Origin of the sequence: Paenibacillus sp. NRS-1760 (assembly GCF_050467785.1) — a bacterium.
In the GTDB taxonomy this organism is placed as follows: domain Bacteria; phylum Bacillota; class Bacilli; order Paenibacillales; family Paenibacillaceae; genus Pristimantibacillus.
Map to the genome: position 1 here is coordinate 84,024 of NZ_JBITPK010000010.1, position 26,617 is coordinate 110,640.

Genomic DNA, 26,617 nt, shown 5'->3' on the forward strand with positions numbered 1-26,617 from the left:
TTATTACTAATTTTTTATTTCTTTTGTTGGAATCGTTGGTTGAAGCGGTCAACTCGTCCGCCTTTATCGGTATTGCGTTGTTTGCCTGTATAAAAAGGATGCGAAGCGGAGCTTGTATCTACGCGAATGACAGGGTAGCTATTACCATCTTCCCATTCCATTTTTTCATTGGACGATTTGGTTGAGCCCGTCAAAAATTTGTAGCCGCTGCTCACATCAAAAAATAATACTTGATGGTAAACGGGATGGATGCCAATTTTCATTTTGTTCTCTCCTTCTATTTGTAATTATTACGAATAACTATTTTGTATCATACTCGAAATACGATTTTTGTGTCAAGGAGTATGGTTAAACACTTATTAATATATGGTATTTGCTAATTTCGCAAAAGTATACTACCATTAAATTATAATCATTCTAAAAGTAAGCCTTTACATAAAGTGGAATGCATTCATGTACTGGCTTTTCAATAAAAGGAGGTAGCTTTGCATGTTAAACATCACAGCAGAAACGGATCGAATAAATCGACATTTGATGGCGAACGGATATAAACTGACAACTCAGCGTGAGATTATATTGCGAGTGCTGCTTGAGAACGAAATGGATCACTTGAGTGCAGAAGGTGTCTTCATGCTCGTAAAGCAGAAAAACTCTGATATCGGTCTAGCGACTGTATATCGGACACTCGAACTGCTCGCTGAGCTTCATGTTGTTGAGAAAATGAATTTCGGGGATGGTGTAGCCCGCTATGATCTTCGCGGTGAGGATCATGAGCATATGCATCATCATCTAATATGCGATGAATGCGGCTCACTGACAGAAATTAAAGAGGATTGGCTGCTCGAGCTAGAGCAGCGAATTGAACGGGAGTATGGCTTTAAAGTGACGGATCATCGGCTTGATTTTACAGGCAACTATAAGTCATGCAGCAAGGGTCAATGCAAACGGAGAAATAAAGCTGTATCTTAACTTCATAAAAGTTATAAGAAGGGCTTCTCCACTATGTGGGAGAGGCTCTTTTTTGTTTGGTTATGCGGTCGTTGCATGTCTAGCCATCATCGAAATTTTCAAAAATGTTTCAAAACATTATTGTATAATATAAGAATGCTCTCGCAGATAAACATCTTACATAGAATAGAGGGGATTTAATGGAGCATGTTCATGGAACCTATGATAGTTTATTAGTTATTTTCTCTTATATTATAGCAGTCATGGCTTCATATACAGCACTGGATCTTGCAGGAAGAGTGAGCACCTCCAAAGGAAGCACAAAGCTAAGCTGGCTTATGTTTGGAGCGGCTTCTAAGGGGATGGGAATCTGGTCAATGCATTTTGTCGGCATGCTCGCGTTAAAGCTTCCTTTCCCTATAAAATATGATTTGGTTATCGTGCTTATCTCGGTAATTGCGGCGATTGGAGCGGCTTTTACTGCGCTGTATGTTGTCGGTCGTAGTGAACTTTCGAGATCGCAATTGCTAGCTGGCGGATTGTTGCTTGCCACAGGCATTACGATCATGCACTATGTTGGCATGTCTGCAATGCTTATACATATAACCTATAATCCGATTATCGTTATGCTCTCTATTCTTATTGCGTTTGTCGCATCCATTGCAGCTCTTTGGCTATCGTTTTATTTCCGTAAGGATAGACGACAGAAAGGACAATGGTGGAAAAAGCTTGGAAGCGGCGCTATTATGGGGGCTGCGATAGTTGGCATGCATTATACGGGAATGGTCGCAGCTAATTTTCATTCCAGCAATAAGACTGCTTTGTTTTTTGGCGTTATTTTGGATCAAACGTGGCTGGCCTACATTATTGCGTTAGGTATATTTTTTACACTTGGATTATCCTTGTTTGGGATCTATATATCGAAGCGATTTGCCCATAAGGACTCAGAAATTGAACAAAATGAAAAATGGTACAAGTCTTTATATGAAAATAGCCAGGATGGCATCGTGTCTGTTGATTTGCATTACCGTGTGACTAGCCATAATACGAATGCTTTGAAGATAACAGGTTTCAGCAGCAAGGAGGTTATGCATCAATCGATATCCACGTTAAGCGGGATTATTGTTCATGAGGATCAAGAACGTGTGAAACAAATGTTTCAAAGATCCTTTGCGGGGGAGACTGTGAATCACGAAACCGCCATCATCCGTGCTGACGGCATGAGAATTGAGCTCAACGTAGCTAATGTACCGGTTGTTGTGGATGGTGAAGTCGTAGGCAGCTATATTATTTTTAAAGATATAACCGCTGAGAAGCGGGCGCAGCTGAAAGTCAATCATTTAGCCTTTCATGATGAATTGACAGGTTTGCCGAATCGTCGCAAATTTAATCAAGAGATTGCTGAGACCATTGAACAGAGCAGTACAAGCGATTCGCATTTTGCTGTAATGGTACTCGATATCGACCGTTTTAAAATTATAAATGATTCACTCGGGCATATGGTCGGCGATCAGTTTTTGCAGGAAGTTAGCGGACGCATTCAACAAGCTATTGCAGGGCAAGACGTTATGCTTGCTCGCATAGGCGGAGACGAGTTTACGCTGCTGTGCCGCAATTATGAAACGCAAGACACGATTAAGCGGTTAGCGGAACAGATCATCAGCTGCATCCAAGCGCCGTATCGATTAAAGGACAGTGATTTTTATGTGTCCGCAAGTATCGGAATTGCCCTGTTCCCTAGCCATGGACAGGATGCTGTACAGCTGCTTAAAAATGCCGATACAGCGATGTATGAGGTGAAGAAAAAAGGTAAAAACGATTATCAATTTTTCACTGGCGAGCTCGACCGAGTGCTGCAAGAAAAAATCGAATTAGAGGGCGATCTTCGAAAAGCGATTGAACGAGGGGAGCTGCTGCTCCATTACCAGCCGCAAATCCGAACAGAGGATCGTGCGATGATTGGGATGGAGGCGCTAGTACGCTGGCAGCATCCAACTAGGGGGCTTCTAAGTCCAGACGTCTTTATACCGCTTGCGGAGGAGACCGGTCTCATTTATGAAATGGGAACATGGGTACTGCGCGAAGCCTGCAAACAAATGCGGATGTGGCATGTACAGGGAGGGCCGCTTATCCCTATATCCGTCAACTTGTCTTCGCAACAATTCCATCAGCCTAAACTTGCGGATTATATTATGGCTATACTGCAGGAAACGGGATTGGAGCCGAAATATTTAGAGCTGGAAATAACAGAAAGCATGATGATGGACGCTGCATTGTCCAGCAGCATTTTGAATCAGTTGAATGAATATGGTATTCGCATTAGCTTAGATGATTTTGGAACAGGCTACAGCTCGCTCAGTTATTTGAAAATGTTCCCGATTCAAAAAGTTAAAATAGATCGCTCCTTTATCCGTGATATTACAAATAACAGTGATGATAGAGCGATCGTTTCAACCATCATTGCGATGGCTATGCATTTGAACATGGAAGTTATTGCGGAGGGAATTGAAACGAAGGATCAGCTGGATATTTTAACGGACAATTCATGCAGAAAGATTCAGGGCTATTATTTTAGCAAGCCGTTGTCTGCAAGTGCTGTGGAAGAACGTTTTTTTGTGCCAGCGCGATAAGCAAGCTTAAAAAAAAGAAGCTGTTTCTAAAAGGTGATTACCTTCCAGAGACAGCTTCTTAATTTTGTTCTTCCACTACTTTGCTTAAGCAATTTCGGCAGATGCAGGCTTTGTTTTTGAGCTCTTCAGGAACGGCCTCTAGAAGCGTGCTGGGAAATGATTTCTGGAAGCACCAGCAATCTTTCGCTGCATTGTTTTCTTCCATGGCACAATCGTTTGGCCCATTGCAAAGGGGACAATTCATGAATGCAGTCGCCTCCTTGCTTGTTATTCAGTGACGTTAAGCACAAATTTCTCAATAACGTGGCGAACGCCTTCCTCGTTATTTGACAACGTTACATAGTCTGCAATGTCCTTCAGAGATTGAATGGCGTTGCCCATTGCTACACCAAGTCCGGCAGCGATAATCATTTCATTATCATTCCATGCATCGCCAAGGGCGATTGTTTGGTCCATTGTACAGCCAAGATGCTCGGCCATAAATTTCAGTGCATGCCCTTTAGTGCCTTCCTTATGCATGAACTCTAAATAGTGCGCTTTGGATTTAGTAATATGCACGCGATCACCGATTAGAGGCTTAAGCTGCTCAGCGATTTCATCGAGGCGAGCCGGATCATCGATAATAAGCATTTTGTTCATCGGAAAGTCGAGCAATTTGTTGAAGTCAGGCTCTATTTTATAAGGGATATTGGCAAGCTTAGAATAAGCTTTGATTTTGTCATTGTCATGAGTGCTGTAAAGCTCATCGTCAACGTAAAGCTGCAGGTGCAAGCCGTTCTCTTCAGCGAAAGCGTGAAGCTCTTTAGCCGCATCAATCGGTACGTTTCTTTCATACAGGACTTGTCCATCAAGCAGTGTTTTGACGAGTGCCCCTTGATAGGTAATAATAGGAACATTGAGTTCAATTTGCTTAGCAATTTTTTGAGCGGAAGCAAACATGCGGCCTGTTGCCAGTGTAACCGTTACACCTTGGGCAATAGCAGCTTCCATGGCACGCTTCGTGCCTTCCGTTACGGTTAGGTCATCCGTTAATAACGTGTCGTCAACATCAATCGCGATAAGTTTATACATACTAGCGGTAAAGCTCCTCTCCAGCTCTCTATATTTAAATATAAGAAGTTATAAGTTCTACATGTATAACTAGGCTTATATTTCGCTGCGAAACGATTGCAGACGCCGCCAAAGACGGCGTTGGCCGTTTGCGCTTTGATTAGGTTGATTGTAGCTAAAATGATCCAGACATTCAAGACTAGGCTTATGCTTACGAAGTAAGTTTTACTTCGTAAAACTAGGCTTATGCTTTCGAAGTAAGTTTTGCTTCACAAAACTAGGTTTATGCTTACGAAGTAAGTTTTACTTCGTAAAACTAGGCTTATGCTTTCGAAGTAAGTTTTGCTTCACAAAACTTTGTAGGAGATGAACAGATGAACTATTTTACATCAGCGGCAGCAAAACAAAGATTTCTGACTCTCTGCGTCATGGGAGCTGTATTATTTACTGCTCTTGGCTTTGCAATAGGGTTTTTCTGGATGGGGAATCAGTATCCGATGATCAAGGAGCCGACCTTTAAGCAATTTACGGTTTCATACAACAAAATTATGAATGACTATTTAAACGGAGCTGAGCCGAAGAAGCTGATTAATGGCGCAATTGCAGGCATGGTTAGCTCGCTTGAGGACCCGTATTCCCGATATTTGGCTGAGGAAAAGGGCAGTGCCTATACCCAGTCCTATGAGGGCGAAATATATGGAATTGGTGCTGAATTGCGCGAAGAGGAAGGCATGTTCATCATTACCGGGCTCACGAAGGGAGCTCCAGCCGAGCGAGGAGGCTTACTGACGGGCGATATCATTCTCTCGGTAGATAATCAGAAGCTGGCTGGAAAGACGTTTGAGGAGCTGCTTGGCCTTGTTAGAGGCAAGGAAGGAACATCAGTTTCGCTGCAGATTCAGCGCCCGAATCAAGTTGAGCCGATAACATTAAAGCTGAAGCGGGAAGCTATTCCAGTGCATACGGTAACGTCTGAGCTTCTTGAAGGCGGTATCGGGCATGTTACGATTAGCCGTTTCGCTGAGAAAACTGCGGATGAATTTGAAGCTGCAATTACGGAGCTGCAGGCGAAGCAGCCGCTTAAAGGATTGCTGCTGGATATGCGATCCAATCCCGGGGGATTGCTGCAGCCAACTATTAAGATTGCGAGCAAGCTTATACCAAAAAACAAGGTTATTTTGAATGTCGTTTACAAAAATGAGCGGCAAACGATTTCGTATAAGTCTGATCAGAAGAAGGAATGGAAAGTGCCGATTGTAGTACTCGTGAATGGACAATCTGCAAGCGCGAGCGAGGTGCTGACGGCTGCGTTAAAGGAATCAGCGGGAGCAACAGTTGTCGGTGAAAAAACGTATGGCAAAGGTGTTGTACAAGCTTTTAATCAGTTTAAGGACGGTTCTGTCTTAAGCTTAACGGAAGCGCAGTGGAAGACGCCGGGCGGCACTTGGATTAACAAAACAGGCGTTTCACCGGATTTTGCAGTAGCCCTTCCCGAATATACGAAACTAAGACCGCTTGCGATTGGTACACATATGAAGATAGGCAGCTATGGCGAGGATGTAAAGACGCTGCAGATGATGCTGAAGGAGCTCGGTTATTCTCTTACAGGACAAGAAGGCATGTTCGATAAACAAACAGCAGCAGCATTAACTAAGTTCCAAAAAGCCGAGAAGCTGGAGGCTACGGGCAGTTTCAATGACAAAACGGGGTATAAGCTGCTGGAGCGTCTACGCGAGAAGCTTGGACGCGAGGACAGTCAGCTGATTAAAGGGTTAGAGGTTCTCAAAAACGGCAGTTGACAACGGGGATGATAATCATTATCATTAAATAGGAAGCAAATCCTTCGTTGCGCTGCGGGGTGTATCTTATGAAGAAGATTAAGTATTGCAAACGGAATCTCAAGAACGGTTTGGAGCCGGTTTATAAGGCGATGAAAAATCGATATCCGGATATTAAGCAGAAAAAAAGTGATTGCCTTGGCGATTGCAAAACCTGCAAGCTAGAGTGCTTCGTCGTGGTCAAGTCGAAGACGGTTAGCGCGCCGTCCGCAGAGAAGCTCTATAAGCGATTGAAAAAAATGATCGGGTAGCTTAAATTTCAATAAATTAACAAGAACGGCATTTGCCGTTCTTTATTTTTATGTTAGAATAAGTACAATCTAGGAAAGCTGAGGTGCATAAGCATGAATGATGGATTAGCAGAAGCATTAAATGAACAGATGAATTTTGAATTTTATTCAGCGCATGTGTATCTGGCAATGGCGGCTTACTGTTCAGGTGAAAGTCTTGATGGTTTCGCTAACTTCTTCATTGTACAGGCTGAGGAAGAACGGTTTCATGCAATGAAAATATACAAGTTTCTGAATGACCGTGGTCGTCGTGCTACGCTGTCTGCTCTTGGAGAGCCGAATAACGAATACTCTTCCATTTTGGACACTTTCGAGCAAGGTTACGGACATGAGCAGCAAAATACAAAACGTTTCTATAATTTATCTGACCTTGCGATCAACGATCGCGAGCATGCAACGATCAACTTCCTCAAATGGTTTATCGATGAGCAGGTTGAAGAAGAGGCGTTGTTTGATAACATTATCCATAAGCTGAAACGCATCGACAAGGATAGCAATGCATTCTATATGCTTGATGCTGAGTTCGCTGGACGTTCCTTCACTCCTCCAGCAGTTTAAGCTGGACACCGCAATAATGAATAATAAGGGGATGTGCCGGAAGTAGAGAAATCTACTTTCGATACATCCCCTTTTTTCGATTGAGTGGTTATTCAGCCTTTAAGCAATTGCTCCACTATTCGATTGGCTGCTGCTGCGGTAGAAATCCCATGTTCGTCAGCTGCTTGAAATACGTTCATCAGTGTACCATTTATTTTCTCAACCTTCTGCTGTGCTGTCGCAGCATCCCCGCCAATAAGCTCAACAGAGGTTACGATGATGCCGCCTGCGTTAATCACATAATCCGGTGCATACAAAATGCCAAGCTCATGAAGCTTCTCGCCATGGCGGCTTTCAGCTAATTGATTGTTCGCTGCCCCAGCAACAATGCTGCAGTCTAGCTGGCCTAATGTAAAATCATTTAGGATGCCACCTAAGGCACATGGCGAGAAGACATCGCAAGGTATGCGCATAATGACGTTTGGCTTGCAAGGAATTGCCCCAAACTCCTCGACAACCTTCTTCACTCGTTTTGAATCAACGTCCGTTACAACGAGCTCTGCGCCCGCATGCTTTAAATAGCGGCATAGCTGATAGCCTACTTTTCCTAATCCTTGAACGGCAATGATTTTTTGCTGCATATTTTCGGAACCGTAAACCGTTTTGAGAGAGGCCTGAATGCCAAGGAAAACGCCGTATGCGGTCATTTTAGCTGTGAAATCATTTACTGCACCGAGCGATCCTGATACATCAGTTACATAGGGTGTCTCGAGGCGAACCCAGTCCATATCCGAAACATCTGTACCCAGATCCATACCGGTAATATAGCTTCCTTGCAGGTTTTGAATATGCTGGCCTAGCGCCCGAAACAATATTTCCCGCGAGCTTTGACCGGGTTGGCTTAGAATGACAGCTTTGCCGCCGCCAAATGGCAAACCTGAGATCGCTGATTTATAGGTCATTCCCTGCGCTAACCGCAGCGCATCGAGGACAGCAGCTTCATCGCTGGCATATTGCCAAAACCGGCAACCGCCGAGGGAAGGACCAAGCTTTGTGCTGTCTATTGCAATAATTGCCTTTAAACCGATAGAACGATCCTGGAGGAAGATGAGCTGCTCATAGCTTTGATTCCATGCATCCAAGTGGATTCCTCCTTTGAGGTCTGCCTGTCGCGCTTCTTGTATGTAGTGTATTCATTGCTGCTATCATGAGCTACGTCATGTGTCCCAAGCCGCACCAATAAAGCGGGCAAAATTAATCATAGTAATTCTCTACCAGATCGGGCACAAATAATTTGTTATAGTGGAATGGAATAGATTCATCATTTGCAAACAGCTAGGATGGATTCACGATATAAAATAGATAATGAAAAAGGATGAGGTACAATTGCATTTATTTCCTGTAGCATACTCGCTATTATCAACCGAAGCTTTATTGTCGCATATTAAAGCCCACTATGGCATTCATGAACCCGCTCGTCTGCACTATTTTCTGAGAGGGATGAACGATACTTATATTTTAGAGACGGAGCAAGGCAAATACATATTTAGAGTGTACCGAGCCGACCGGAGAAACCAATCAGAGATTGCTTTTGAATTAGATTTATTAAACGATCTTCATGCAAAAGGGATAAGCGTGTCCGTACCGATTGAGAAAAATGACGGCACATTTATTAATGAGTTTTTGGTCCCTGAGGGTATGAAGTACGGAGTAATGTTTAGTTTTGCTGATGGTCAAGAAAAGCGTATGCAGCATCCAGAAGACAGTCGTCTATTTGGCGCATCCGTTGCTCAAATTCATCAAGCTGCTGACGATTTCACCTCTGAGCACACAAGGGGAGAGCTCGATTTGGAGCATTTGATAGACAAACCGCTTCGCATAATTAAGAAACATATGGAAAATCGGCAAGAGGATTATCAATTTCTATATGAGCTGGTTATGCGCTTAAAAGATCAGCTTAACATTCATCTGAAAGCAGGGCTGGACTTTGGAATTTGTCATGGGGATTTGCATGGCAATACGAATGTCGCTTTTACGGAAAATGGGACATTGACGCATTATGATTTTGATATTTGCGGTTATGGCTGGCGAGCTTATGACATTGCAGAATTTAGACTGGCAAGAGAAATTCATAGCAGGCACGATAAAGATGAGGTTGAACGTCTTTGGGATGCATTTATTTGCGGATACAGAGAAATCAGATCTATAGGCGAAAATGATATTCAAGCTGTTCCGATATTCGTAGCGCTTAGACAGCTTTGGCTCTTTAGCTTATGCTTCAGTGAATCTGAGTTGATCGGAGCAGCTGATTTTGATGACGGATTTATCGACAGCAAGATGGAGTATTTTAGAAATTTAGAGTAGATGTCACAAAAGAGCTTATCTCATCGTTTTATGTGCAAACATGCACAGGAGCTGATGGAGATGAAAGAGAAAAAGGAAATAACATGTGTCATTATTGGCGGTGGTTATGCAGGCATTAACGCCCTTAAGGCAATACGAAAAACATTGCAGCCGGAATTAGGAGATGGGAAGCTCCGTTTAATTCTAATTGATAAGCAGCCATACCATCTTCGGAAGGTATTGCTGTTCAAGCCGGCTGTCCATGATGATAATATTGTTGTTCCTTTTGGCAGCTTGTTTCCAGATGGCGTGGAATTTATTCAAGGAATGGTAGTGACCATAGAAAAAAGGAATAAGCGGTTATTGTATCAAGATAAGAGCGGGCAGGAGCAGAATTTAAAATACGATATTCTCATATTGGCAGCAGGCAGCGTTATTCGTCAACCCGATGCCGATCAGGGCGGTATTGCCTTGACTGGACTCGCAAGCGCAGCTCATATTCGAGAGCTTTGGCATGAAAACTTGAGAAAAGCGGTAAAGGAAACAAGCCGTGCTGAGCGTCAAAGATGGATGACTGTTGCCGTTGCAGGGGCGGGGATTAGTGGAATCGAATCATCTGCTGAGCTTGTCTATGCTTTGCGTAAGGAAGCAAGTGCACTCGGACTTGATCCGTCAGAGGTGATTCTCTACTTGCTAAATGCGCAGGATAGATTATTTCAGGAGGGACCGGCAAAGGTTGGCATGAAGCTGGAGCGCTTGCTTAAGGGCAGCGGAGTGACCGTTCTGCATGGACGCAAAGCTATTCGTGAGAGTAAAGGGGAGCTTCTCTTATCGGATGGTGAGATTTTAAAGGTTGGCTTATGTATTTGGACGCTTGGCTTACTGCCTAATCCGATGCTCAGAAGCATGGGGCTGCCGCTTACCGCACATGGTCGAGTCATTGTGGACGCTAATTACCGTGTGAAAGAAGCACCTGGGATATACAGCATTGGCGACTGTGCTCAAATTGTTGACCCTGTGAGTGGGCTAACGGATGGGATGACGTGCAAGGAAGCGACTGCACAAGCAGATAGGCTGGGGAAGGTCATAACGGCAGATGTAATGGGTCATTCTGCACCTGTTCACAAGAGCTATATTGATTTTTTCTGTTTTGGTCTCGGGTCAGAGCGGGGAATGGTATGGACAAGGCAATGGGGCCTCGACATTGTCATAACGGGGAAGCTTGGATGGAAGGTACGGAAAATGACTTGGGATTATGCGAGTCTCATAAAATGATAAAAGCAGCATTTGTTATGAAACGAGGGATGGTGAAATGAAAGAGCTTTACCTGCAATATAAAGCGCTTTTGTTCAAAATCGCATACCAGCTTACGGGTTCGGCTGCTGACGCTGAGGATATCGTGCAGGATGTTTTCGTGAAGGCATATGATATAGATCCAGAGAGCATAGCCGAGCCGAAAGCTTATTTGTGCAAAATGGCGACAAACCGCAGCTTGGATTTGCTAAAGTCTGCCCGAAAGCAGCGAGAGCGGTACGTTGGGCCGTGGCTCCCAGAACCCATTATTACAGAAGAGACGGATGCACTGGATGCCGTTATTCACCACGATTTGTTGTCTTATGCAATGCTGGTTTTGCTTGAACGGTTAACCCCCTCGGAGCGTGCCGTATTTGTGCTTCGTGAAGCGCTGGGCTTCGATTATTCGGATATTGCAAAGCTAATAGAAAAAAGCGAAGTCAATTGTCGAAAGCTGCTGAGCCGTGCGCGAGACAAAATGGGGATTTCCGAGGCTGAACCTGTTCATGCGCAGCCTGCAGGTGAAGAATGGGTTCGTCGTTTTGTATTGGAGCTTGCGGAGGGCAATGTGAAGGAGGTCCTTTCTCTGCTTGCAGAGGAGGTTGTACTCCTTTCAGATGGCGGAGGTAAAGTGTCTGCTGCTATTCATCCTATTAAAACACGCGAAAACGTTTCTCGGTTTCTATTCGGTTTGGTTCAAAAAGGACCACTTGCTGATGGCAGTGTGAAAGCCGAGCTTAGAATTCTGAACGGTCAGACGGGACTTGTTTTACGATCAGATAAAGGAATCGAGGGGGTTACTCTTTTCCATGTGGTGCAGGGGGGCGCACTCCATCTATACATTGTAAGAAATCCGGATAAGCTGAAACTGTTGAAATTGTATACTGGCGGATCATCATGAGGGAGGTGTCTTCATTTGAAGTTAATTGACGAGACCGTTGTAAAATTAGCAGAAGCCTTTCAACTGCCTGAACGCATATTTAAAATAGATGATTTGCCATGGGTTCCTTTTGATAAAAATCATACCTGTTATTTCAAACCTTTACGTTTTGATCTGAGCACGGGAACATGGATTTATTTATTCAAAATAAAAAGCAATCAAGTGTTAGGCAAGCATAGGCATACCGGCGGATCTGTGATCGGGTATAACATTCAAGGGAAATGGCGATATGAGGGGCGCGATTGGGCAGCCACCCCGGGAACCTTTATTTATGAGCCGCCCGGAGATATTCATACGCTCACAACGGAAGTCGAGGAAGTGCTGACGCTCTTTATATTAGGGGGAGCGCTCCAATACTTCGATGACAACGATGAGATTACCGGACAAGATGATATTTTCACTGTACTACAGAAGTATAAGGATTTTTGCGCACAAAATAATATACAGGAAAATCATGAGTTGATTTATTAATGCTGAGAGTAAAAATAGGAGAGATTATTGTGATGACACAACATGCAAAACACATCATTGAGGGAAATTCGGTATTATTGCGTCCAGCAAAGGAGTCCGATATAGAGGCATATTTAACTTTTTTACAAGATACGGAGATGAACCTGCTGACAGGGTCACAAAAAGCTTTTACACGTGAGGAAATCGAAGCTTGGATTCGCAAAATTAGCGTCATAAACGAAGACCGATTTGATTCCATGATTATATTGAAGGAAACAGGAGAGCTGCTCGGCGAGGTTGTACTAAATGATATGGATACGATCAATCGCAGCGCGAATATACGTATCGGTATTCAAGGGACGCAGCATCGCGGCAAAGGTTATGGTACAGAAGCGCTGCTTCTCATGCTTAGATACGGCTTTCAAAAGTTGAATTTGCACCGAATCCATCTCGGCGTTTACGCTTTTAATCCGCGCGCCATTCATGTATATGAGAAGATCGGATTTCACCGCGAGGGAGTAGAGAGGGACGCTTTGTTTATGGATGGGAAGTTTCATGATCTCATTACAATGTCTATATTAGAGGATGAGTTCGACGCGCTATATGGAGCATAAAACAAACAAATAAAGCGCCAATCGAGGACACGGTTCATTCCATGTACGGGATTGGCGCTTTTTTTTGTAGCTACATCTCGTTAGAATGGAGCGCAAGGAAGGAGTCAACGAGCTCAGGGTCAAAATGCAGCCCGCGCTGTTCACTAATATATTCCAGCGCCCGTTCTTCGGACCATTTTTCTTTGTAGGGACGAGTGCTGGTCAATGCATCATAAACATCAACGACGCTGACGATACGTGCTTCAATAGGAATGTTTTCTCCGACAAGCTGATGCGGGTAGCCGGTGCCGTCCCATTTTTCATGATGGTATAAAATAATATTTTTACCCATTTCGAGCTCAAGCTTAAATAAATCATCTGTAAGCTCAGCATAAATTTTATCAATGATATCAACGCCGATTTGGGTGTGCATCTCAACAATATTTCGTTCGTAATAAGCGAGAGGACCCGGTTTATATAGAATACCCTCCGGAATTCCTGATTTGCCGATATCGTGCAAAATGCTCGCATGCGAAATGCGGTTCACGGCTTCCTCCGTCCAGCATAATTGCATGCGTTCATTATGGAAGTGAGTGAGCCGTTCCGTTAAATCCCGCACACGGACGAGATGCTGCTCGATGCCCGGATCACGAATTTCGCAAGAAATGGCGAGCACCTTAAGCATCGAGCTTTGAATGGAGCCGATGCGCTCCTCTGGTAAATAGAAGCCGCTCTTTAACTTCTCCAGCTCACGAAAAATACCGATATAATAGGTTACCCCTTCGATTTGCAGAGGTGTTATGGTAATGGAGGAATGCCAAATGCTGCTGTCTCTTCGCCGATTTGTTAGTACGCCTGACCATGGCAAGCCTTGTTTAAGAGCTTGCTTCATCTGATCATGCGTTTCCTTTGGTGTATAGGATGTTCGCAGGATGCCAGCCTTTTTCCCTGCTATATCTTGTGATGAGTAGCCCGTAACCTTCTCGTAGGACGGATTGACTGCTAGAATATGATGTTCTATATCTGTGATGATCACAGCATCAGCTAGTTTAAGGTAATGGACTAGGTGTTCATTCATGTTGCAAATCGTTTCTCCTCACTTCTTTTTCTTCGGCAATATCTTTGTGCCTTGCTCCATTGGAGACTGGCATAATGGGCAAGCACGAGTCTCTGATTGTGAATCCTCGTACGTAATAATACGCTGCCATACCTCGCAGGAATCGCTAGTACATAACCATGCAAGAGCAGATTCTGTATCACCGTCCTCTTCTTCACCAGACATAAAGGCAGAGCGGATGAACCTTGATAGTTCAGCTGGTTTTCCCCGGTACAGAGCAGGGGAGCTGATATACAACTCCTCTTGGGCTCTAGTAACAGCAACATAGGCGAGTCTTCTTTCTTCCTCCAGCGCTTCTGCCAGTGCGTTGTCGCCTGTTTGAATGGAGCTCCGGTCACTATGCTTATCCGCAGCTAATGCAGAGCTATGCGGTAAAATGCCTTCTGAGGCACCGATGACGAATACAACAGGAAATTCAAGTCCTTTGGATCTATGAATGGACATCAAAGATATCGCACTGCGGTTATGATTATGCTTTTGAAGCTGCTGCACGGCAGCATGCTTGTCCGTAATATCATCAATGTAGGCCAGAAAAGCTTCGATGGTATCATATGTGCTCGCCGCAGACTCGAACTCATCAAGCACTTCCTTTAGACCTTCCTTATGCTCCGTCATTTCATGACGCTTGCTCGTTTCAAGAAATTGGTCATAAAAGGATTGGCGAAGCTGCATAATAGCTTCAGCAGGCTTTAATTCGGCCAGCGCTTTAATAAGCTTGATTCGTTCTTTGATTTTGTCTTTCTGAAATTCTTTGATCTGCGGAAATTCAAGCAGATGTATGAGCGGCCATTTCTTAGCACGCTGCTTGTCTTGGTTCCATATGAAAGCCATAGCCTGTTCCCGATTGACATAAAGCGAGGGCAGCAAAATTTCCATCGCATCGAAATTGCGGCGATCCATTGCAAGCCTCAGATGGGCAACTAGCGGCTTTATTGCCCACTGGTCATAAAAGAGCTGGCCGTCGCCGAAGTCGATAAATGGAAGCTCTTTTGTAAGAAGCAGCTCGACGAGTGCCCTGCTGCTGCTCGCAGTACGGAATAAAACAGCAAAATCGCCAAAGGAGCGATTGCCTTGAGCAATTTGCATGCTAATTGTGTCCGTAATGAGCTTTGCCTCGTCTTGCGTCGTCTTGAGCCGTGCATAGGAGGGGCTAACTCCTTTGGGCTTGACAGCAAAGAGCGATTTCTCTTTGCGGAGCTTATTATATTGAATGATAGCATTTCCAAGTCCGACGATTGTGCTCGTTGAGCGGTAGTTAATATCCAGTACATAAGTTGCTGCACCTGGATACTGATGCTCAAAGTTCAATATATAATCGTTTTTTGCACCGTTGAAGGAATAGATCGTCTGATCGTCATCGCCGACGACCATAAGATTGCGATGCTTGTCGGCAAGCATTTGGACGAGCACGTATTGCACTTGATTCGTATCTTGGAATTCATCGATCATGATGTACTGAAAGCGCTGCTGAAGGGTAGCAAGCAGCGCCTTGTCGTCCCTCAGAAGCTTGTACGCTTCAAGCAGCAGATCATCGTAATCGAATTTATCCATCTCTTTCTTCCACTGCTCATAACGGGTGAAAAGCAGCTTTAGCTCTCTTTCCTCCGTTGTAGAAGCGGGAAGGTCTTCGATGTTGATCATCTGCAGCTTAATGGCGGAGAGCTGTGCAAGAATGGTTTCGGGCTCATATTCGTTTTGCAGCAAAAGCTCCCGCATCAGACGTTTGAAAAAAATATGCTTTTGTCCGGTTTCACCCAAAATGCCTTGGCGATAGCCGCGCCCTCGCAGCAGTTGAAGGCAGAAGGAATGAAAGGTACGAGCCTCTACGCCGCTTGCTGCTTGCGGATTAAGCACAGGAAGAGCGCGAATGCGGCTTCGCATTTCATCGGCTGCTTTTTTGGAAAAAGTCATTAATAAAATATGCTGCGGCAAGGCGCCTTGCACAGCAAGCAGATAAGCTGTTCGGCATACGAGTACCGACGTCTTGCCCGATCCTGCTCCTGCCAGCGTTAGCGCTGCTCCTTTGTTATGGCGAACTGCGGCAATTTGAGGCCTATTGAGCGATATGCCGAATTGCTCTAAAGATCGGAAGAAGCCGGCATCCTTCTGGCTTGGATCAACAAGCTGAAGGCTCGTTTTGGCTTCTGCTTGCTCGGCAAAAGGAACCTGACTGTTCCGAATGCCTATGGGAAATGTATAATAGACATGACTCACTACTTCATCACCTTTAAGAATAATATTCACTTATTATAACAGAACATTAAAAGAATGAGGGATGACATCATGATTGAACAAGCTGTGAAAGAAGACTTAAAAGAAGTAATGCCGCTGCTGCTATCTGCGATCGGCCATATTGCCTACACATTGGCAGGAACTGAGGATGATTCTGAAGTAGAGCGCATCCTTGGCGATTTTTATGTTCGCGAGGACAATCGGATTAGCTATAAGCATGTACTTGTCGATAGGAGAGAAGATGGCATTGCAGGAATGCTTCTTAGCTATTCAGGCGATGGAGCTGCAGAGCTGGATGTGCCATTTGTTACACGTCCTGGGCGAGATAAAGGTGTGCGTGCGGATGAAACGATTGCCGTTGAGGCACAAGAAGGCGACTTTTACTTGGATTCCATCGCAGTCGCCGAACGTTATCAGGGGCAGGGCATAGCTAAGGCGCTAATTAGCGCTTTTGAACAGAAGGGTGAAGAGGCTGGATGCAGCAGGCTGTCGCTGATTGTAGAGCCAGAAAATACGAGAGCTTATGCGATTTACAAAAAGCTTGGTTTTACTGAGGATGGTACGATTTTAGTGAGCGGAAGTCCTTATATCCGAATGGTGAAAATGAAGTAATTGTTCAATAAGTTAATTATGGAATAAAAAGGGTTTGTGCGGTAAGATGAGAGAGTTATATGTAATTTATAATAGACTTTCATCGTAACCGGGGGCGTTTTATTTATGGCTATGGCAAGCTTCAAATCGAAATTAGCTTACAGCTCGGGAAATTTATCAGTCAACTTAATTGCACAGGCCTTCGCATCCTACATCGTTTTTTATTATGTGGATGTGCTTGGAGTAAAACCAACTTTAATCAGTCTGGCCATGGTGATTCACGGCATCGTCAATGCGGTGCTAAACCCGTTGTTCGGACACATTTCCGACCGTACGAGCTCCCGTTTTGGCAGGCGCATTCCGTACATGCTGTTTGGCATGGTACCGCTGGTGGCCTTGTTTACTGCGATTTGGTTTCCAGTTGGCACCGGATCAGCGCTGTTCTGGTACTTCTTAACGATCGTGCTCCTCTATGACATTATGTTCGTTATGGTTGTATTGAACTATTCTGCACTTTTCCCTGAAATGTTTACAACCATGAAAGAGCGGGCAACGGTGTCCTCATGGCGTCAAATGTTCGGTATCTTGGGGATGATTATTGGTGTGGCTCTTCCTCCCCTCGTTTATGCGAATATGGGCTGGGGACCGATGGGAGCGATTTTTGCCGGGATCGCGCTTATTTTCTTTATAGTTATGGTATCGGCGAGCAAGGAGAAAATGGTTGTTTCGCGTGAAGAGGTCGGTTTCGTTCAATCCTTGAAATTCACATTCTCGAATAAGGCGTTTGTTTTATTCGTTATCGGCAGCTTTTTCGTCCAGTTTACCTTTGCCATGCTGCCCGCGGCGATCCCTTTCTTCACCAAATACGTTCTCGGAGCTGAAGATAGCAGCAATACGATTTTGCTTGGCGCTATTTTTGTCGCTGCCATCCCGTGCGTCTACATATGGGGGAAATTACTGCAGAGATGGGGCCCGCGCAAGACCGTTATGATTGCCGTTAGTATTTACGCATTTGCAACGATTCCATTTTTATTCGTATCCAGCGTTGCAACTGCGGCCATGGCGGCGGTCGTGATCGGCATCGGTTTAGCTGGTTTGCTCGTTTTGCTGGATGTTCTGTTGTCTGAGATTATTGATGAGGATGAGAAGCAGACAAACGTACGCAGAGAGGGCATGTACTTTGGGATGAACGGCTTTATCGTCAAATGGGGAATTTCACTGCAGGCTGTTGTTCTGGGTGTTGTGCTGGAGGCTACCGGTTATGTGAAGGACGCGGTTCAAGCGGAAGCGGCTGTATGGGGCATTCGTTCAATGCTCAGCTTCATTCCGTTCATAGCTTTGCTTGTAGCTCTTCTATTTTTCTATTTATACCCTATTCGTCCTACGAATATGATTACAAAAAGCGGAGCGGTGACCCATAGTAATGACTAGTTTTATAGATTGGGTAAAAAAGAACCCATTATTGCTGCTTCTGTTTCTAGTTGGGGCTGCGGTGAGAGTGGTATATGCGGGCGCCGTACCAGGCGGCTTGAATCAGGATGAGGCATCGATCGGCTATGAGGCTTATTCTATTCTGCATTATGGCATTGATCGCAATGGCATATCGCTGCCGGTTCATCTTATTGCATGGGGAAGCGGTCAGAACGCGCTTTATGCTTACCTGTCTATGCCTTTTATCTATTTATTCGGACTAAATGAACTGTCAGTTCGAATGGTTAGCATCTTATTTGGCCTACTGAGCATGGTGCTATTCTATCGGATTGCAAATCAGCTATTTAAAAGAAAGCATGCAGCTGCGGCTGCAGCTTTTTTTATCGTCATATGCCCTTGGCATATTATGATGTCACGATGGGCGCTGGAGTCGAATATTTTTCCTACTCTAGTGCTGATCGCAGTGTTTTTTTTGTTCAAAGCGCTGCAGCAGCCGAAATGGCTGATTGGCTTTACATTAACACTAGCCGCTTCGCTTTATGCTTATGGAACGGCTTATTTTTTTGTACCTGTTTTTGGAGTAGGCGTTTTGGCTCTGCTCGTTGTTAAAAAGACGTTCAAGCTTCGAGTTCTGCTTTGGAATTGCGCAGTTCTCATTATATTAGCAGCACCTATCGGTCTGTTTCTTCTTATTAATCGATATGGCATGGCAACGATACAATTTCTGTTTTCTATTCCTAAGCTAACCGTTCCTCGTGTAGAGCAAATCTCTACCGCATTTGGCGGTCATTTTTTCTCAACGTTTGCGGACAATTTCAAATCTTTTTTGCAAATGTACTTGACTCAAAATGATGGTTTGCTGTGGAATGCTATGCCTAAATTTGGGTATATGTATCCGTTAGCATTACCGCTGATCGGAATTGGCATCTTATATGGTGTTATGAAGCTGATTAATAATTTCCGCATAGAGACAGCAGTCATCGCTATCTGGTTCGGAACGGCAATTCTAATGACATTGATTACAGATGTGAATATCAATCGTATTAATATTATTTTTTATCCGACGGTATACTTGGCAGTTGCAGGCCTTATGTGGCTGCATAAGCGGATTAAATATTCTTTCCCTATCGTTATAGCGGCGTTCTCCATTTTCTTTATTTTCTTCTGCGCTAACTACTTCACGACTTATGCGAAGCAAATAAGCCCGCTTTTCTATGAATCCTTTGGAGAAGCAGTACAGTACGCATCGGATGAAACGGAAGGCAATATATATGTGACGGATCAAGTGATGATGCCTTATATTTATGTATTGTTTTATGAACAAATTGATCCGAAGCAGTTTATAAGCACAGTCGACTATTTCAATCCGGGCGAGCCCTTTCAGTTTGTTCGCTCATTCGGCAGATACCATTTTGGGCAGCCTGAGCTGAGGCCAAATGAGGATGCGGCTTATATTTTCAAAAATAGCGACTCTATTCCGGGTGAGGATTCAGGCTATAAGATGAAAAGATTTAAACATTATACGGTCGTGAGCGGTACAGGAACAGCGGTGGCTCAGAAGGTTCATGAATCATTTCAGAACGGCGGCTTTGAGGAAGGGCAGCAGTATTGGTCATTTACTTCCGGAACGGGGATAGGCTCAAACCGTCCTTACAGCGGTTCCAACTTAATGTATGTTGACCCAGGCAACGGTCGTGTCGTTTCACAGACCTTCTCGGCTGCTGATGACGGTGACTATATTCTTTCTGCTAAAGTGAGTACGAGCGCTGCTGGTGGAATGATCGGGGTTTCCATCAATGGAGCAAAGGTTGAAGAGCTTGCGATTAACGCACAAGAGCAATATTTAGAAGTTAAGCTGCCTGCAGTATCCGTGAACATGGGTGACACCGTTTCTATCTCTTTTACCGGAGGGGCGGGCTGGTTAAATGTCGATGATGTGGCGTGGAGCAAGCATGCCAAATAGAAAGATGGAGGAGTCTCAAAACCTTTTGGATTGGGACTCCGGGGAGTGGGAAGATTCCAACGATAACTGGAAAATAACGTCCATCACACGAAAGATGGAATGAGGTTATTCCGATACGGTTTCACCGTTAATATAATAGCTGTCCTCACGATAGGCATGAAACACGATTTCAATTTCAGATAGGCCAATCTGGCTGACGTATTTGGTAACTGCCTGTGCAAATCGATTTCTTACTTGCTGTCCCCGCTCGAACCAGCCGACCTCGATAAATGCAAACCCTTGATCATCTGCCTCACTGCCAAAAACGCTGGTCGTATTCAGACAAGCCATTGTAAAATTATCGGTACCGCACTCGCAAATAGCGGCAAGCTCAGCAGCAAGCGGTGCCGAAACAGATTTTAACTGCTCGGACGGTACTCCGCGGAATAATAAATGTGGCATTACACTGTTCCTCCTGCATAGATAGATTAAATATCCATAGTAGTATAACAAAAAAAAGCATCAGCCGCTTTATACTAGGGAATGCCGCCTGATTCACAATCAGTGGGCATTCCTGTATAACGACTGGTGCTTGTTTGTTTGCTGCTGCTTACTCCGTCACATGAAACGGCTTAAGAAACAGCTTAGGAATTTCAGTTTCAAACTTGACCAGCTTGCCGGTTATCGGATGCGTGAAGGACAATACGCGGGCATGCAAGCCAAGGCGGCCAATGATGCGTGTGCGTGCGCCGTATTTTTTGTCGCCAACAACGGGATGGCCGATGTCTTCCATATGAACGCGAATTTGATTTTTTCGGCCTGTCTCGAGATTCACTTCGAGTAGCGAGAAGTTTTTATTGGAACGAAGCACCTTATAATGGGTAACGGCGTGCAGACCATCGTTCGGATAGGAGCTGGAATACATTTTGAGCGTTTTGCTTTCCTTCAGCCACGAACTGATTGTACCTTGCTCCTTCTTAACCAATCCTTCTACAAGCGCGATATAGCTGCGTTCTTGAACCGAATCCTGCCAGCTGTTTTGCAGCTGCTGCTGAACCGCCTCGCTCTTTGCAAACATCATGACACCTGACGTATCACGATCCAGACGATGCACAACGTAAATCCGGTTTTTCGTATTTTCGACCCGTACATGCGCCATAAGCTGACGATAGGCGGTCACTTCATTTTCTGGCGCAGAATCAGATGATATGGACAGAAGCCCCGATTCCTTCTTTATAACGATAATATGCTCATCCTCAAAAAGGATCGCGAGCCCTTCCAACGGTATTTTATCCTGCGGCCGGTCTCTGCCTACCGTAACGGTTTGACCGGGCTGAAGCGGATAGTTGTAAGCGGTCGTTGATTTTCCGCCTACAGATACTTGTCCGTTCGCTAATATGGATTTCACTACATTGCGTCCAGCACCTGAAATATTTTTTATGAGAAAGGGAAGCAGTTCCATCGGTTCGTTAACCGGGTAGGACTTGCTCTTATCTGCTTGTGATTGAGGAGCTCCGCGCTTTTTTCCCCTATGCATGCCAAAAAACCTCCTAGATTCAATGCTCCTACTATACCATGAGTATGGGCTTCAGTTCTAATCTTCTGTTTGGCAGTTTAACAACGCTCTATGAATCTCGATCTAATAGACAAAGAGTTAAGAGGAGTGGTAGGATTAATGATAGATTTACCAAATGGTGAAAAAGGAAAAGTTTGGAGGAAATGATCGCGTGAAAACAAAAATTATAAAGACTATGCTAAGTCCTATGCTCATTGCCGGGTTATTGCTTGCCCCTTTGTCAACTCTTGGCGTAGATTCTGTAGCGGCAGCCAGCGCTGCAAGCAAGACGGTTGCCGTATCGACGCAACAACTGCAGGTGTTTGTAGATGGCAAGAAATTAGCTCTATCAGCCGGCGCGTTTGCAGAGAAAGGCGTCACATTTGTTCCGATGCGCGATATTTTTACAGCACTGGGCGCTACCGTAACTTGGGAAGGAAAGACGGAGACGATTATTGGACGTAAAGGCAATCGTTCTATTTCTCTTAAAGTAGGCATGAAGCAAGCGGTCATTAACGGTAAAACAGTCAAGCTCGATTCACCTGCTGTCGTTCGCAAAGGCGTTACGTTTGTACCCGTTCGGTTCATCTCGGAAGCTCTTAACGCAAATGTGAAATGGGATAAAGCCGCTAACGCGGTTCGAATCACATCGCAAGAGGCTGCCGAGCAAGCAGAATACAACGAGTGGCTTGAGCAGCAGAAAAACATTCCTAGACTTACTCCTAAAGAAATCGTAGATAAATATGATGAGAGCGTTGTTCTCATTATGACCAATCGCGCTCAAGGCAGCGGCGTTGTTATTGGTGATAACCTGATTCTTACTAATTATCATGTTATCGGAGATGCAGCCTCTGCTACTATGCTGGATGTTTATGGTGATGAGCTGAAGATTACAGGCGTCGTTCATTATGATAAGGCAGCAGATCTAGCTATTGTTAAAACAGAAAAATCAATTGACATTCCGCCGGTCGTTCTAGGTTACGGGTTAAACTCGTATAAAGGCGGCAAAGTCGTTGCCATTGGAAGTCCGCTTGGACTGCAAAATACAGTTTCAGACGGTCTGATTAGCAACATCACCTATGAAGACGGTATCCGATACATTCAGACAAGTGCTCCGATCGATCACGGCAGCTCAGGCGGGGCATTGTTTAATGAGTTCGGAGATCTTATTGGTATCACCACGCTTGGATACTCTGGGACGAGCGCGGATTTGAATTTTGCTGTATCCGTTATTCATGCTGCTAGTTTGAATAGCGAAGTGACAGAGGAGAAAATAAAGAACGCCAAGTTTTTACCTTCAAGCTTGCCGGATACGCTCGTTGGCGCTCCTTTGGCTGATATCGAGAAGGTGCTGAAAGATCAATTCTCTTCTGTATCTACTACAGAAGGCGAGGCTAAGTTTACGAAGTGGGAAGCCAAACGTGATTCCGCTGGCTGGCTCGTACTGACAGCAGATATTGATCCTAGGTTTTATATGTTATACGGGGCGTCGATGTCTCAGGAACTCAGGCTTTGGGCAATTAATCTAGGGAATGAGTTCCATAAGATGCTGCCGGATGAGAAAATTCAAGTGCTCATTTCCTTCGAGCGCGATTATGGTTTCGAGCCGCGCGGCTTTGAATCGGGCGAGGTCACAGCACTTGGCGGCGACAAATGGCGTGTTCGTTATCCAATTATCGATATGCAGCTCAAAAATGAACTTTATATTAAAGTAAGAGTGTAAAAAAATGGAGGCATCTGCTGCTGCGATCTGCGGCAAGGGATGCCTCTTCTTTTTTTTGATTTTTTTCTGTACAATAGAAGGCATCTTGCTATAAGCACTGAAGGCTTTCGCAAACGTGCTTTATAGGCAAATGCTTAAGTTAGAGAGGTTATTACTTATGAAAGTGGTACTGTCCACATTAAATGCCAAGTTTATACACACATCACTGGCGCTGCGCTGTTTGAAGGCGTTTAGCGGCGATCGATTCGATATTGAAATTGCAGAGTACACCATCAAAGATCCAGTGATGAACATCGTGTCCGATATTTTTTCGAGAAAACCTGATGTAGTCGGATTCTCCTGCTACATTTGGAACATCGAAGAAACGATTACGGTTATTAATATGCTGCGCAAAATCATGCCTGAAATCAAAATTATTTTAGGCGGTCCTGAGGTCAGCTATGATATGGACTATTGGATGGAGCGTGTGCAAGAGGTTGATTTTATCGTGGTGGGCGAAGGCGAAGAGACCTTCCATCATTTGCTTACTGAGATTGAAGGCGATGGCAAATACCATATGGTATTTGGAATTACGTATCGGAAGCAGCGCGAGGATCGTGTCGAGGTGCTGATTAATCCGCCGCGTCCCAAGCTGAATCTGAATGAGCTGCCATCCCCGCATCGCTTTGAGGAGGATATTCCTCATTTGGGAAGCCGTGTCGTTTATTTTGAGACAAGCCGAGGCTGCCCGTTCAGCTGCCAGTTTTGCCTATCCAGTATCGAGGTTGGCGTTCGTTATTATGATATGGAGCGGACGAAAGCAGATATTTTGTATTTGATCGAAAAAGGCGCCAAGCTTATTAAATTCGTCGATCGAACATTTAATATTAAACGGGATTACGCGCTTGAAATTTTTGAGTTTTTGATCAAAAACCATCAGGGCTGTGTTTTTCAATTTGAAATAACAGCAGATATCATGAGACCTGAGGTGCTTGATTATTTGGCTGAAAATGCTCCTCCAGGCATATTCCGCTTTGAAATTGGCGTACAATCTACAAATGATCCAACAAATGAAGCGGTTCAGCGTCGTCAGAACTGGATGAAGCTGGTGCGTACCGTTATGAAAGTGAAAAATTCTCAAAAAATCGATCAGCATCTTGATTTGATTGCCGGTCTGCCGCTTGAAAACTATGATACGTTCCGCGGAACGTTTAATGATGTATTCGAGCTGCGTCCCGAGGAGCTGCAGCTAGGCTTTCTCAAAATGCTGCGCGGTACGGGTCTCCGCCGTGAAGCAGATAAATGGGGCTATATTTATATGGACAGATCGCCTTATGAAATGCTAGGCAATGATCTGATGCCATTTGGCGATATCGTTCGCATTAAACGGGTAGAGGATGTATTGGAGAAATATTGGAATGCGCACCGAATGGATCATACGCTGCTTTATTTAGTTGATCGTGTGTTTCCATCGCCATTCGACTTCTTCCAGGCGTTCGGCGATTTCTGGGAACGAAGCGGCTGGCAAAAGATCGGCCATCAGCTGGAGGATCTGTTCTCGCGGCTCTCGGCATTTCTTGGATCGCTGCCTATCTCAGCAGAGAAGAACTTCGAGCATGTGCCAGCACTGCAAGAGGATACGAAGAGAGTTTCTGCTTCACCAGAAGAGATACTCGCAATAGCAGGCGAACGCTTAGATAAGGACGTTGTGCTGGGGCTAATGAAATACGATTATTTCCTTAATCATAATTATAAGCCTCGCAAAATCTGGTGGGAGTTTACGATGGACAAGTCGCTGTGGAGCGGCTGGATGCGCCACTTAGCGGATCGCCCAGAGGATGTATCTCCTGAATTCGCAGCACTGCGATTTGGCGAGAAGGAGCTTCACAAACATGCGGTTATTGAGAAGCTGCCGTTTGATCTTGCAGCATTCCTTGCTACAGGAGAGGTTGATCGCGAGCATCATACCCTGCTTGTAGTTTTATATGCACTTGAAGCGGGCAGCAGCAAACCGAAGCCGCGTCCTTTCACTTTAAAGATTAAAGCTGGTCAAGAAGCGATGATTAAGTAGTCCTGATTGAAATGAAAAGAACCTCCAAACCCATGAAGCAAAAGGGTTTGGAGGTTCTTTGTTATTGGTTTGAAAATATGAAATTAAACAGAAGCAGGTACAATACTGCGAAGTACAGTCATGCTGCCGGAGAGCTCATAGTTGCCAAGGTTAGCTGGAAGGAGGAAGCACTCGCCTGCTTTAACGGATTGCTCGCCATCCGCCCATTTTACTTGTCCCTCACCATCGGCAACTACAAGGATAACGAAGCTATCAAGCGACGTGGACAGCTTCCAAGGTGCGGCTACGATACCTTTCTCAACGATGAAGTAAGGAGAAGAAGCGATGGTCAGCCACTGGCCAGCTACTGCGCTGTCTGTTTTCATTCGCTCAGCGCCTGCGCCTTCATAGGCAATGACATTAAGGGAATCTTCGATATGAAGCTCGCGGAGCTGACCATCAAGCCCAAGGCGATTGTAGTCATGCAAGCGATAAGTAGTGTCGGAGTTTTGTTGAATCTCAGCGACAACAACGCCAGAGCAGAGAGCATGAACGGTTCCTGCGGGAATGTAAAATGCATCACCGGCTTCAACAGTTACTTCTTGAAGCGCGTCCATAATGCGGCCTTCTGTGATTGCTGCTTCCATCTCCGCACGGTCAATGCCGTCTTTTAGGCCATAGATAATTTTTGCGCCTGGCTTAGCGTCGAGGATGTACCACATTTCTGTTTTGCCAAGCTCGCCTTCAGGCAGCCCTTCGTATGCATCCGTTGGATGGACTTGAATGGATAGGTCATCATTGCAATCTAGCAGCTTGATAAGGAGCGGGAAACGTCCGTTTTTCTCGGAAAAGCCTTGTGAGCCAAACCATACAGGTCCGTAAGTTTCACGAATTTGGTCAAGTCCAACGCCAGCAAGCTCGCCGTTCATTACTTTTGTAATGCCGTTAGGGTGATCACTGATCATCCAGCCTTCGCCAATTGAGCCTTCAGGCATTTCAAGGCCAAAACCTTCGAGTGCGCGTCCTCCCCAAATGCGTTCTTTCATTTCTGCTTTAAATTGTAATGGATAAGGTTTTACTGTCAT

The 26,617-nt window shown here is 44.8% G+C and carries 24 protein-coding genes; 15 read left to right on the top strand and 9 right to left on the bottom strand.

What is annotated here, in order from left to right:
- Positions 1-14: 14 nt before the first annotated feature.
- Positions 15-263, bottom strand: coding sequence for a type B 50S ribosomal protein L31 (locus ACIFSR_RS11445; RefSeq protein WP_430057461.1), 249 nt, complete (start codon positions 261-263; stop codon positions 15-17).
- Positions 264-489: 226 nt separating this feature from the next.
- Here ACIFSR_RS11445 and ACIFSR_RS11450 point away from each other — a divergent pair, with 226 nt between their 5' ends.
- Positions 490-969 carry a Fur family transcriptional regulator gene (locus ACIFSR_RS11450; protein WP_339207536.1) on the top strand — a complete coding sequence of 160 codons (480 nt, stop codon included), beginning with the start codon at positions 490-492 and terminating at the stop codon, positions 967-969.
- 179 nt (positions 970-1,148) lie between these two features.
- Positions 1,149-3,578 carry a bifunctional diguanylate cyclase/phosphodiesterase gene (locus ACIFSR_RS11455; protein ID WP_430057463.1) on the top strand — a complete coding sequence of 810 codons (2,430 nt, stop codon included), beginning with the start codon at positions 1,149-1,151 and terminating at the stop codon, positions 3,576-3,578.
- Positions 3,579-3,636: 58 nt separating this feature from the next.
- On the opposite strand, the gene ACIFSR_RS11460 is transcribed toward ACIFSR_RS11455, so the two are convergent.
- Together ACIFSR_RS11460 and ACIFSR_RS11465 are read right to left on the bottom strand one after the other, a co-directional pair.
- A complete protein-coding gene (locus tag ACIFSR_RS11460) occupies positions 3,637-3,822 on the bottom strand; it encodes a cysteine-rich CWC family protein (RefSeq protein WP_430057464.1) in 186 nt (61 codons plus the stop codon).
- Between the two features lie 23 nt (positions 3,823-3,845).
- A complete protein-coding gene (locus ACIFSR_RS11465) occupies positions 3,846-4,649 on the bottom strand; it encodes a Cof-type HAD-IIB family hydrolase (protein WP_076268037.1) in 804 nt (267 codons plus the stop codon).
- A gap of 353 nt (positions 4,650-5,002) precedes the next feature.
- On the opposite strand from ACIFSR_RS11465, the gene ACIFSR_RS11470 reads away from it, so the two are divergent.
- The 3 genes from ACIFSR_RS11470 to ACIFSR_RS11480 all read left to right on the top strand — a co-directional run bounded on the left by ACIFSR_RS11470 (position 5,003) and on the right by ACIFSR_RS11480 (position 7,314).
- The gene (locus tag ACIFSR_RS11470; protein WP_339207538.1) at positions 5,003-6,427 is read left to right on the top strand and encodes a S41 family peptidase; all 1,425 of its coding nucleotides are present in this window, start codon (positions 5,003-5,005) and stop codon (positions 6,425-6,427) included.
- A gap of 68 nt (positions 6,428-6,495) precedes the next feature.
- Positions 6,496-6,717, top strand: a complete 222-nt coding sequence (locus ACIFSR_RS11475) for a DUF1450 domain-containing protein (RefSeq protein ID WP_076268035.1) — start codon at positions 6,496-6,498, stop codon at positions 6,715-6,717.
- 93 nt (positions 6,718-6,810) lie between these two features.
- Positions 6,811-7,314 (top strand): ferritin, encoded by a 504-nt coding sequence (locus tag ACIFSR_RS11480; protein WP_076268034.1) that lies wholly within the window; start codon positions 6,811-6,813, stop codon positions 7,312-7,314.
- Positions 7,315-7,406: 92 nt separating this feature from the next.
- On the opposite strand, the gene ACIFSR_RS11485 is transcribed toward ACIFSR_RS11480, so the two are convergent.
- The gene (locus ACIFSR_RS11485; protein WP_430057466.1) at positions 7,407-8,435 is read right to left on the bottom strand and encodes a Leu/Phe/Val dehydrogenase; all 1,029 of its coding nucleotides are present in this window, start codon (positions 8,433-8,435) and stop codon (positions 7,407-7,409) included.
- 244 nt (positions 8,436-8,679) lie between these two features.
- Here ACIFSR_RS11485 and ACIFSR_RS11490 point away from each other — a divergent pair, with 244 nt between their 5' ends.
- From ACIFSR_RS11490 to ACIFSR_RS11510, 5 genes are read left to right on the top strand one after another with little or no spacing between them, the layout of a single operon-like run.
- Positions 8,680-9,657: a phosphotransferase enzyme family protein gene (locus ACIFSR_RS11490; RefSeq protein ID WP_430057467.1), complete on the top strand. Its 978-nt coding sequence runs from the start codon at positions 8,680-8,682 to the stop codon at positions 9,655-9,657.
- A gap of 60 nt (positions 9,658-9,717) precedes the next feature.
- Positions 9,718-10,911, top strand: coding sequence for an NAD(P)/FAD-dependent oxidoreductase (locus tag ACIFSR_RS11495; protein ID WP_430057468.1), 1,194 nt, complete (start codon positions 9,718-9,720; stop codon positions 10,909-10,911).
- A gap of 37 nt (positions 10,912-10,948) precedes the next feature.
- Positions 10,949-11,830: an RNA polymerase sigma factor SigJ gene (gene sigJ / locus ACIFSR_RS11500; protein WP_339207543.1), complete on the top strand. Its 882-nt coding sequence runs from the start codon at positions 10,949-10,951 to the stop codon at positions 11,828-11,830.
- Between the two features lie 15 nt (positions 11,831-11,845).
- Positions 11,846-12,340 (top strand): 2,4'-dihydroxyacetophenone dioxygenase family protein, encoded by a 495-nt coding sequence (locus tag ACIFSR_RS11505; protein WP_430057470.1) that lies wholly within the window; start codon positions 11,846-11,848, stop codon positions 12,338-12,340.
- 32 nt (positions 12,341-12,372) lie between these two features.
- Positions 12,373-12,933 (top strand): GNAT family N-acetyltransferase, encoded by a 561-nt coding sequence (locus ACIFSR_RS11510; RefSeq protein ID WP_339209529.1) that lies wholly within the window; start codon positions 12,373-12,375, stop codon positions 12,931-12,933.
- Between the two features lie 70 nt (positions 12,934-13,003).
- Here ACIFSR_RS11510 and ACIFSR_RS11515 read toward each other — a convergent pair whose 3' ends face one another.
- Together ACIFSR_RS11515 and ACIFSR_RS11520 are read right to left on the bottom strand one after the other, a co-directional pair.
- A complete protein-coding gene (locus ACIFSR_RS11515; RefSeq protein WP_339207545.1) occupies positions 13,004-13,990 on the bottom strand; it encodes an HD domain-containing phosphohydrolase in 987 nt (328 codons plus the stop codon).
- A gap of 18 nt (positions 13,991-14,008) precedes the next feature.
- On the bottom strand, positions 14,009-16,243 hold the full coding sequence (locus tag ACIFSR_RS11520) for a UvrD-helicase domain-containing protein (protein ID WP_430057472.1): 2,235 nt from the start codon (positions 16,241-16,243) through the stop codon (positions 14,009-14,011).
- A 69-nt stretch (positions 16,244-16,312) separates the two neighbouring features.
- Between ACIFSR_RS11520 and ACIFSR_RS11525 the strand changes: the two genes are divergently transcribed.
- The 3 genes from ACIFSR_RS11525 (at position 16,313) to ACIFSR_RS11535 (ending at position 20,246) form a co-directional block, all read left to right on the top strand.
- Entirely contained in the window at positions 16,313-16,873 is a 561-nt protein-coding gene (locus tag ACIFSR_RS11525; RefSeq protein ID WP_430057474.1) for a GNAT family N-acetyltransferase, read from the top strand.
- A gap of 105 nt (positions 16,874-16,978) precedes the next feature.
- On the top strand, positions 16,979-18,283 hold the full coding sequence (locus ACIFSR_RS11530) for an MFS transporter (protein ID WP_339207548.1): 1,305 nt from the start codon (positions 16,979-16,981) through the stop codon (positions 18,281-18,283).
- A complete protein-coding gene (locus ACIFSR_RS11535; RefSeq protein WP_430057475.1) occupies positions 18,276-20,246 on the top strand; it encodes a glycosyltransferase family 39 protein in 1,971 nt (656 codons plus the stop codon). The genes ACIFSR_RS11530 and ACIFSR_RS11535 overlap by 8 nt, the downstream gene beginning before the upstream one ends.
- Positions 20,247-20,351: 105 nt before the next feature.
- Here the strand turns inward: ACIFSR_RS11535 and ACIFSR_RS11540 are convergent, their stop codons facing one another.
- On the bottom strand, positions 20,352-20,687 hold the full coding sequence (locus tag ACIFSR_RS11540; protein ID WP_430057477.1) for a DUF1904 family protein: 336 nt from the start codon (positions 20,685-20,687) through the stop codon (positions 20,352-20,354).
- Between the two features lie 148 nt (positions 20,688-20,835).
- Positions 20,836-21,762: an RluA family pseudouridine synthase gene (locus tag ACIFSR_RS11545; protein ID WP_083681946.1), complete on the bottom strand. Its 927-nt coding sequence runs from the start codon at positions 21,760-21,762 to the stop codon at positions 20,836-20,838.
- A 190-nt stretch (positions 21,763-21,952) separates the two neighbouring features.
- Between ACIFSR_RS11545 and ACIFSR_RS11550 the strand changes: the two genes are divergently transcribed.
- Complete coding sequence (locus ACIFSR_RS11550; protein WP_430057478.1) at positions 21,953-23,503, top strand: stalk domain-containing protein; 1,551 nt, start codon at positions 21,953-21,955, stop codon at positions 23,501-23,503.
- 157 nt (positions 23,504-23,660) lie between these two features.
- Entirely contained in the window at positions 23,661-25,553 is a 1,893-nt protein-coding gene (locus tag ACIFSR_RS11555) for a B12-binding domain-containing radical SAM protein (RefSeq protein WP_430057480.1), read from the top strand.
- 83 nt (positions 25,554-25,636) lie between these two features.
- Here the strand turns inward: ACIFSR_RS11555 and ACIFSR_RS11560 are convergent, their stop codons facing one another.
- Positions 25,637-26,617 carry a type I phosphomannose isomerase catalytic subunit gene (locus ACIFSR_RS11560; protein ID WP_430057482.1) on the bottom strand — a complete coding sequence of 327 codons (981 nt, stop codon included), beginning with the start codon at positions 26,615-26,617 and terminating at the stop codon, positions 25,637-25,639.

Bases quoted from the DNA above. Each gene is read 5' to 3' on its own strand.
- ACIFSR_RS11560 (WP_430057482.1), bottom strand. From the start codon at position 26,617: ATGACAGTAAAACCTTATCCATTACAATTTAAAGCAGAAATGAAAGAA.
- ACIFSR_RS11515 (WP_339207545.1), bottom strand. From the start codon at position 13,990: ATGAATGAACACCTAGTCCATTACCTTAAACTAGCTGATGCTGTGATC.
- ACIFSR_RS11475 (WP_076268035.1), top strand. From the start codon at position 6,496: ATGAAGAAGATTAAGTATTGCAAACGGAATCTCAAGAACGGTTTGGAG.
- ACIFSR_RS11450 (WP_339207536.1), top strand. From the start codon at position 490: ATGTTAAACATCACAGCAGAAACGGATCGAATAAATCGACATTTGATG.
- ACIFSR_RS11455 (WP_430057463.1), top strand. From the start codon at position 1,149: ATGGAGCATGTTCATGGAACCTATGATAGTTTATTAGTTATTTTCTCT.
- ACIFSR_RS11510 (WP_339209529.1), top strand. From the start codon at position 12,373: ATGACACAACATGCAAAACACATCATTGAGGGAAATTCGGTATTATTG.
- sigJ (WP_339207543.1), top strand. From the start codon at position 10,949: ATGAAAGAGCTTTACCTGCAATATAAAGCGCTTTTGTTCAAAATCGCA.
- ACIFSR_RS11445 (WP_430057461.1), bottom strand. From the start codon at position 263: ATGAAAATTGGCATCCATCCCGTTTACCATCAAGTATTATTTTTTGAT.
- ACIFSR_RS11555 (WP_430057480.1), top strand. From the start codon at position 23,661: ATGAAAGTGGTACTGTCCACATTAAATGCCAAGTTTATACACACATCA.
- ACIFSR_RS11540 (WP_430057477.1), bottom strand. From the start codon at position 20,687: ATGCCACATTTATTATTCCGCGGAGTACCGTCCGAGCAGTTAAAATCT.
- ACIFSR_RS11545 (WP_083681946.1), bottom strand. From the start codon at position 21,762: ATGCATAGGGGAAAAAAGCGCGGAGCTCCTCAATCACAAGCAGATAAG.
- ACIFSR_RS11495 (WP_430057468.1), top strand. From the start codon at position 9,718: ATGAAAGAGAAAAAGGAAATAACATGTGTCATTATTGGCGGTGGTTAT.
- ACIFSR_RS11480 (WP_076268034.1), top strand. From the start codon at position 6,811: ATGAATGATGGATTAGCAGAAGCATTAAATGAACAGATGAATTTTGAA.
- ACIFSR_RS11465 (WP_076268037.1), bottom strand. From the start codon at position 4,649: ATGTATAAACTTATCGCGATTGATGTTGACGACACGTTATTAACGGAT.
- ACIFSR_RS11535 (WP_430057475.1), top strand. From the start codon at position 18,276: ATGACTAGTTTTATAGATTGGGTAAAAAAGAACCCATTATTGCTGCTT.
- ACIFSR_RS11470 (WP_339207538.1), top strand. From the start codon at position 5,003: ATGAACTATTTTACATCAGCGGCAGCAAAACAAAGATTTCTGACTCTC.
- ACIFSR_RS11530 (WP_339207548.1), top strand. From the start codon at position 16,979: ATGGCTATGGCAAGCTTCAAATCGAAATTAGCTTACAGCTCGGGAAAT.
- ACIFSR_RS11460 (WP_430057464.1), bottom strand. From the start codon at position 3,822: ATGAATTGTCCCCTTTGCAATGGGCCAAACGATTGTGCCATGGAAGAA.
- ACIFSR_RS11525 (WP_430057474.1), top strand. From the start codon at position 16,313: ATGATTGAACAAGCTGTGAAAGAAGACTTAAAAGAAGTAATGCCGCTG.